This window comes from Falsiroseomonas sp. RANM36, assembly GCF_056682175.1.
This window is the reverse complement of record NZ_JBWXTD010000003.1, coordinates 662,747-669,377: the sequence shown is the minus strand read 5'-3', so window position 1 is coordinate 669,377 and position 6,631 is coordinate 662,747. Positions and strand designations below refer to the sequence as shown.

Sequence of the window (6,631 nt, the reverse complement as noted above, 5' to 3'; positions counted from 1 at the left end):
CCCCGCGGCCGGACCGCCGCCGGGCAGCGCGCCCTCCGCCTCCATGCCGCCCGGCAGCGCGCCGACCCCGGCCGCGGCCCGCGCCGGCGGCGGCGCCAGCGCCACGCCGAGCCGCCCGACCAGCGGCCGTCCGAGCAGCAGGATCGCGGCCAGCGCCACCAGCGCCAGGATCGCGCTCTCGACGATGCGCCCCATCAGCGCCGGCGGCACGGTCTGGCCGAGGATCACGAAGCCCTCCGGCGCCATGTCGGCGGGCGGCGGCTCGGCGAAGCGCAGGCTGACGACCTCCACCTTGTCGCCGCGCCGCTCGTCGAAGCCGACGGCGGAGCGCGCGAGTGCCGCGATGCGCGCCATCTCCTCGGCCGTACGCTCGCGCCAGCGCGGCGCGCCGCCGTTCACCGGCTCCCAGACGCCATCCACCAGCACCGCGACGGAGATGCGCCGCAGAGAGGGCTGCTCGCGCGAGGTGCTGCGCGTCAGGCGGCCGATCTCGAAGTTGGTCGTCTCCTCCTGGCGCGACTGCTCTGTGCGCGCGCCACCCTGCTCGTTCGCCCCGCCCGGCAGCTGGTTCTGCACGGAGACATTCCCCGGCTCGGTGCTGCGGCTGGTCTCCTGCGTGGATTGGGTGCTGCGCGGCACCTGGTTCTCGGGGTCGAAGCGCTCCTCCTGCGTCTGCACGCGGTCGAAATCCAGCTCCACCGCCGCTTCCGCACGCACGCGCCCGGGCCCGAGGGTGCGTTCCAGCAGGTCCTCCACCGCGCGGGCCAGGCGCAGCTCCTGCCCGCGGCGCAGCTCGTCGGCGGTCTGCGCGGCGGCGGGGCCGGAGATCGGCTGCCCGCCGCGCGCCAGCAGCTCGCCGCGGCTGTCCACGATGGAGACGTTCTGCGGCCTCAGGCCCGGCACCGCGGTGGAGACCAGGTGCAGCACCGCCTGCACGCCCTCCCGGTCCAGGCGCTGCGCGCCGACCATGGTGAGCACGACGGAGGCCTGCGCCTCCCCCCGCTCGCGCGAAAAGGGCTCGCGCCGCGGCAGCACCAGGTGCACGCGGGCCTGCCGCACGCCATTCAGGCCGCGGATGGTGCGCGAGAGCTCGCCTTCCAGCGCGCGCAGACGGTTGATGTCCTGCTGGAAGGGCGTTGTGGTCAGCCGCTCGCCGCGGTCGAAGATCTCGTAGCCGACGGAGCCGCCGGCAGGCAGGCCCTCGCGCGCCAGCAGCAGCCGCACCCGCGCCACCTCGGCTTCCGGCACCAGCACCTGGCTGCCGCCGCCGGCCAGGCGATGCGGGATGCGCTGGCGCTCCAGCGCGGCAACCACCTGGCCTGCGTCGCGCTGGTCGAGCTCGCCATAGAGCAGCGCCATCGGCGGGTCCGCCGCGCGCAGCGCGAGGAAGGCGAGCAGGCCGAGGATGGCCGCGCCGACGCCCGCCAGCGCGGCCAGCCGCAGCGGCCCGAAGCCGCGGAGCTGCGCGATCAGCCCGCCCATACGCCGCCCACGGCCGCATACGCCCATGCGCCTCTTGCGCAAGCCATCCCGGCAATCCCGCTCCGCCGTCCTTCGCCGGCAGTTCTTGCCGGGGAGCGGTGACTGCCGCGTTAAGAGCCCGGCACTTCGCGCAGGCGATTGAAGCCGATGGTCGCCGTGCCCAGGCGCAACACCAGTTCGCCCTCGCTGCGGGCCGCGCCGGTCACGCGGCCGGCGACGGTGGCGGTCATCGGCAGGTCGGTGCCGTCCTCGGCGCGGCCGACCACCACCACGCGATAGGCGCCGTCGCTGCGCTGCGTGCCGCGCGAATCGCGGCCGTCCCAGATCCAGCTTTGCGCGGCGGCGCCAAGGGTGACCGTCTCCCGCCGCAGCGCGGCGCCGGTGGCGTCCGGCACCGCGACCCCGGCGCGCCGCGCCGCGCCGGCCGCGGGCAGCACCACCTCCGCCCGTCCGTTCTGCAGCGGCAGCGTGTCGCTCTCCACCGTCACGCGCCGGCCGATCAGCCCGGCGGTCTCAGCGAGCTGCCCAGCCTGCTGCAGCTCGAGCAGCCGCTCCAACGTCTGGTTGCCGGCGAGCTGCTGCTCGACGGCGGCGAACTGCACGAGCTGCTGGGTCAGCGTCTCGGTGTCCATCGGCTTGGTCGGGTCCTGGTTGCGGAGCTGCGTCGTCAGCAGCGTCAGGAAGGTGCCGAGATCGGCCGAGAGCCGCGGCCCCTGCTGGCGGGCGGCGCTGCCGGTCGCGGCGGTCACGGAAAGGCTGCCGCTCATCGCGCGGGCTCCTTCATCAGATGGCGAGATCGATCAGGCCGCGCGGCGCGCTGCCGGGGAGGGGCGCGGCGACGATGTCGCGCTGTGGCGCCGCCGGCGGCTGGTGTCGCGCCTCGCGGCGCTCGCGGCGCGCCGATCCGTCGCCGCCCAGGCCGAAGGAGAGGCTTGTGCCGCGCCCATCGCCGCCGCGTCCCGCATCGGACAGCGCGCGTTCCAGCTCGGCGCGGTCGCGCTGCAGCAGCGCGAGGGTTTCGGGGCGCTCGGCGCGCAGACTGACCATCGCCTCGCCGCCGCTCCGCTCGATGGCGACCTCGACACGGCCGAGCTCCCCGGGTTCCAGAGTCAGCTCCAGGCGCGAATCGGGGCCGAGCGCGAGCGCCACAACGAAAGGCGCGACCTGACGCGCCGGCCAGGGCACGGGCGGCGCCGTGCGGGACATTCCAGGCGCGGGCGCGGGCGCGGGTGGCGCGGATGCATCGGCGGGGGGCGGCGCCGGCGGCTGCCAGGCGGCCGGCTCCACCTCGGAGGGTGAATCGGGCGCGGCGACGTGGCGCGCGCGCTCCGGCTCCACCACGACAGGCAAGGCGACATGCGCGGTGAGCTGCACCGCTGGCTCCGCATCCTTCGGCGCCGATGGCAGCGCGACACCGGGCGATGGCGCGGCAGGCGCGGCGCCGGGCGGCGGGATGGCGGGCGCGTCCTCGGGCGCCGCAACCGGCGCCGTCGCGGTGATCGCCCGCGGTGCGGCCCGCGGCGCGGGCGCGGGCGGCGCAACCGGCGAAGGCGTTCCGTTGGGCCGTTCGGCCCCGCGGCCGGGCGGCGGGCCGCCCGCCGCGCGCGGCGCCGACGGCACCGGCGCAGCGACGGTCGGTGCACCGGCGCGCGGCGAAGCCACCAGCTCCGGCGCGGCGGCCTTCGCCGCTTTCGGCGGCGCAGCCGGGGCGACGGCCGGCGGCGGCGGCGCAGCCGGGGGCGGCGCGGCGCCTGGCGCAAGCGGTGCCGGAGCAGGCGAAGGCGGATCAGCCGGCGTGACTTGCGCCTGCCGTGGCGGTGCAGCCGGCGCGGGCTCGGCGCGCAGGCTCGGCATCGGCGCGGCTGCGACGCGCGACTCCTCCGCCGGTGCGAGCGCAGCGGCGACGGGTGCCGGCGGCGGCGGCGCGAGGGACGGCGCGACCGGCAGAGCGGCGATAAGGACAGGCGCTTCTTCAACGACCTTCGTGCTGTCCGCCTTCGCCGTCTCCTCCGCGACGGGCGTCGCGGTGACATGCTCCGGCGCGGTCTCGACCGCCTCCTGTTCGACAACGATGATCGGGGCGGCGAGCGGCAGCGACGGCAGCGCCACCGCGAGTGCAGGCGTGGCAGGCGGCAGCACCGCCGGCGCGACGGGCGATGCCGGCACCAATCCGATGCCCTGTGTCGGTCCCTGCGCCTCCGCCGTCGGCGTGACGAACCCGGCCAGCAGCGCGGCGAAGCCGGCGGCATCGGCACTGTCTTGCGCCGGCGCGGCGGCAGGCATCACGGGCTGGGGCGACAGGGCGGGCAGCGCATCCATGTGGCGCCGCCTGCGCAAGCGCCGTGCCGCGCGCTCCGCATCGCGGGGCGGCAATCACGCGCCGCCACCGGGCAGATCCTGCCGGCGGGCGGCAAGCCTTGTCGCGCATCACCCACGCCGACGCTGGCACGCCGGTTGCGATCCGCTGCACTGAACGAATCCGCCACGAGGATCATCCCGGATGTCGCTGCTCGGCTCGATGACCACCGCGATCAGCGGCCTGACCGCGCAGTCGCGCGCGCTCGGCCATGTCTCGGACAATGTCGCCAACAGCCAGACCGTCGGCTTCAAGCGCGTGGACACCAATTTCACGAGCTGGCTGACGCGCTCCACGTTGCGCCTGCACATGCCCGGCAGCGTCGAGGCGCGGCCGGACTACACCAACACCGTGCAAGGCGCGATCGAGCAGGTGGAGAATCCGCTGGCCATGGCGATCGCCGGGCAGGGCTTCTTCTCCGTCGCGCAGTCGCGCGGCGGCACGATCGGCAACCCGCTGTTCGACGAGCGGCAGTTCTTCACCCGCGCCGGCGACTTCGCCCTCGACCGCGACGGCTACATGGTGAACGGCTCGAGCTACTACCTGGAGGGCTGGCGCATGCTGCCGAGCGGCGAGCCCGACCGCACCGCGCTGGCGCCGATCCGCATCACGGAGCTGGTCTACAACCCGGTGCCGACCAGCCGCATCGACCTCGCCGCCAACCTGCCCTTCAACGTGCCGCAGGTGGCCGCCGCCCCGGGCGCCGCCCCCTGGGCGCCGGCGGAACCGCCCGTCTCCTCCGTGCTGCAGATCTTCGATGCGCTGGGCAATCAGCGCCAGGTCACGCTGGACTGGTGGAAGCTCGACGACGACACTTGGCGGCTGCGGATCACCCCGGCCGGCGACACGCTGGCGCCGCCGGACGGGCGGTTCGTGGACGTGAATTTCGGCGGCGTGATCAGCGTCGGCCCGCCCGCGGTGACCGCGCCGCCCGGCACCATCTCCTCCATCGTCCCGCTCTCCGCCACCACGGGCACGGTGCCGGCACCGCTGGCCATCGGCGATCCCGCGTTCCTCGGCTTCACCGCCGATTACGGCTTCGGCAACCAGGACATCACGCTCCGGCTCGGCGGCTATGGCGTGCCGACCGGCCTGACCAACTATGCCGGCACGGAATACAGCGTGCGCGACCTGAGCCAGGACGGCGTGCCGCTCGGCGCCTATTCCGGCGTGATCGTGCGGGAGAATGGCGACGTCGCGGTGAACTACGACAACGGCCAGACGCGCATCGTCGCGCGCGTGCCGGTGGTCGCCTTCAACGATCCCGACCGGCTGCAGCGTCTGGACGGCCAGGCCTTCATGCGCACGGTGGAGAGCGGCGAGGCGCGGGTGACGGACGCCGCCTCCAATGGCGTGGGCAAGCTGGTGACGGGCGCGGTGGAGCGATCCAACGTGGACATCGCCGGCGAGTTCTCGAAGCTGATCCTGGCGCAGCGCGCCTACACCTCGAACACGCGCATCGTCACCGCCGCAGACGAGATGCTGCAGGACACCATCAACATGCGGCGGTAGCCGCATGTTGATGGGTGTTGTTTTCGTGCCCTCAAACGGCGGGCGCGCGCTCCGCGCGCTTGCCTTGCGCGCCACGCGCTGTCGCGCCGGCGGCGCGGGCAGCCTGGGCGCGGGCCGCATTCGCGGCCTCGGCCGTCCGGTGGCCGGCCGCCAGCGCCTCGGGAACGAGGAGTTCCAATGACCCTCGATCTCGCTCTCTCCGTCGCGCGCAGCGGCCTGCGCCTGCTCGACCGGCAGATGGCGCGCACGGCGGACGACATCGCGAATGCCGGCACGGAAGGCCACACCCGCAAGATCCTGGAAGGCAAGGCGCTCTCGGCCGAGGGCACCGGCATCGGCGTGCGCAGCCTGCCCGCCGCGCGCGACGTGGACCTGGCGCTGCAGGCGGCGGAGATGCGCGCCGGCGGCGACCTGGCCGCGGCGACGCTGCGCACCCGCCTGCTCGGCGCGGTCGAGACGGCGCATGGCAGGCCGGAGGATGGCGACAGCATCGGCGGCCTGCTCTCCACCCTGCGCGCCGCCTTCATCGACCTGCGCGAGGCGCCGGAGGATCCGATCCGCCGCAGCGCCGTCGTCACCGCATCCGGCGACCTCGCCGCGCGCTTCAACGGCGTGGCGCGCGCGCTGGAGGAGACGCGCCAGGCCGCGCATGACGCGCTGGCGGAGGAAGCCGCGGCGGCGAATGCCGCGCTGGCGGAGATCGCCGGCCTGACCACCGACATCCGCCGCGAACTCTCCGCCGGCCGCACCGCCGCAGATCTCGAGGACCGGCGCGACCTGGCGCTCGGGCGGCTGGCGCAGTCCTTCGACATCGGCGTGATCCGCGGGACGATGGGCGAGATCACCGTCGTCGCGCGCGGCGGCATGGTGCTGCCTCTGGATGGCGCGCCGGCCTTCTCCGTCACGCCCGCCACCGTGGGCACCGGCGCCTGGCATGGCGGCGCGGGCACGCTGCCCGGGCTGATGCTGCGCGGCGAGGACGTGACGCGCCGCGTGATCGGCGGGCGCATGGCCGCGGCGGCGGAGCTGCGCGACCTCACCCTGCCGCGCATGCAGGCCGAGCTCGACCTCGCCGCCGCGCACACCGCCGCGCGCTTCGAGGCGCAGGGACTTCGCCTCTTCACCGCCGGCGCCGGCGCCGTGCCGGATGTGACGCTGCCCTATGCCGGTGGGCCGGTGCTCGGCTTCGCGGCGGCGGTCGGCGTGGAACCCGGCGGCGCCCCCCCGACCGCCCGGGGGGGCGCCCGCCCCCCCGCGGGGGGGGGGGGGGCCGGGGGGGGC

Annotated in this window: 6 protein-coding genes; 3 read left to right on the top strand and 3 right to left on the bottom strand. The window is 75.5% G+C overall.

Annotated elements, in window-relative coordinates; genetic code table 11:
* From fliF to AC1MIR_RS07980, 3 genes are all read right to left on the bottom strand, one after another.
* Positions 1-1,482: flagellar basal-body MS-ring/collar protein FliF (fliF, locus tag AC1MIR_RS07990; protein WP_480027645.1), on the bottom strand; the 1,482-nt coding region annotated here is incomplete at its 3' end.
* Positions 1,483-1,592: 110 nt separating this feature from the next.
* Entirely contained in the window at positions 1,593-2,249 is a 657-nt protein-coding gene (locus tag AC1MIR_RS07985; protein WP_480027644.1) for a flagellar hook assembly protein FlgD, read from the bottom strand.
* A 16-nt stretch (positions 2,250-2,265) separates the two neighbouring features.
* Complete coding sequence (locus AC1MIR_RS07980; RefSeq protein WP_480027643.1) at positions 2,266-2,856, bottom strand: flagellar hook-length control protein FliK; 591 nt, start codon at positions 2,854-2,856, stop codon at positions 2,266-2,268.
* Between the two features lie 121 nt (positions 2,857-2,977).
* Between AC1MIR_RS07980 and AC1MIR_RS07975 the strand changes: the two genes are divergently transcribed.
* The 3 genes from AC1MIR_RS07975 to AC1MIR_RS07965 all read left to right on the top strand — a co-directional run.
* Positions 2,978-3,955, top strand: a complete 978-nt coding sequence (locus AC1MIR_RS07975; protein WP_480027642.1) for a hypothetical protein — start codon at positions 2,978-2,980, stop codon at positions 3,953-3,955.
* Between the two features lie 27 nt (positions 3,956-3,982).
* Complete coding sequence (locus AC1MIR_RS07970; protein WP_480027641.1) at positions 3,983-5,350, top strand: flagellar hook protein FlgE; 1,368 nt, start codon at positions 3,983-3,985, stop codon at positions 5,348-5,350.
* 177 nt (positions 5,351-5,527) lie between these two features.
* Positions 5,528-6,631 (top strand): FlgK family flagellar hook-associated protein (locus AC1MIR_RS07965; protein WP_480027640.1); only part of this gene is annotated, 1,104 nt, incomplete at its 3' end.

Coding starts and splice junctions, on each gene's coding strand:
- AC1MIR_RS07985 (WP_480027644.1), bottom strand. CDS start 2,249: ATGAGCGGCAGCCTTTCCGTGACCGCCGCGACCGGCAGCGCCGCCCGC.
- AC1MIR_RS07970 (WP_480027641.1), top strand. CDS start 3,983: ATGTCGCTGCTCGGCTCGATGACCACCGCGATCAGCGGCCTGACCGCG.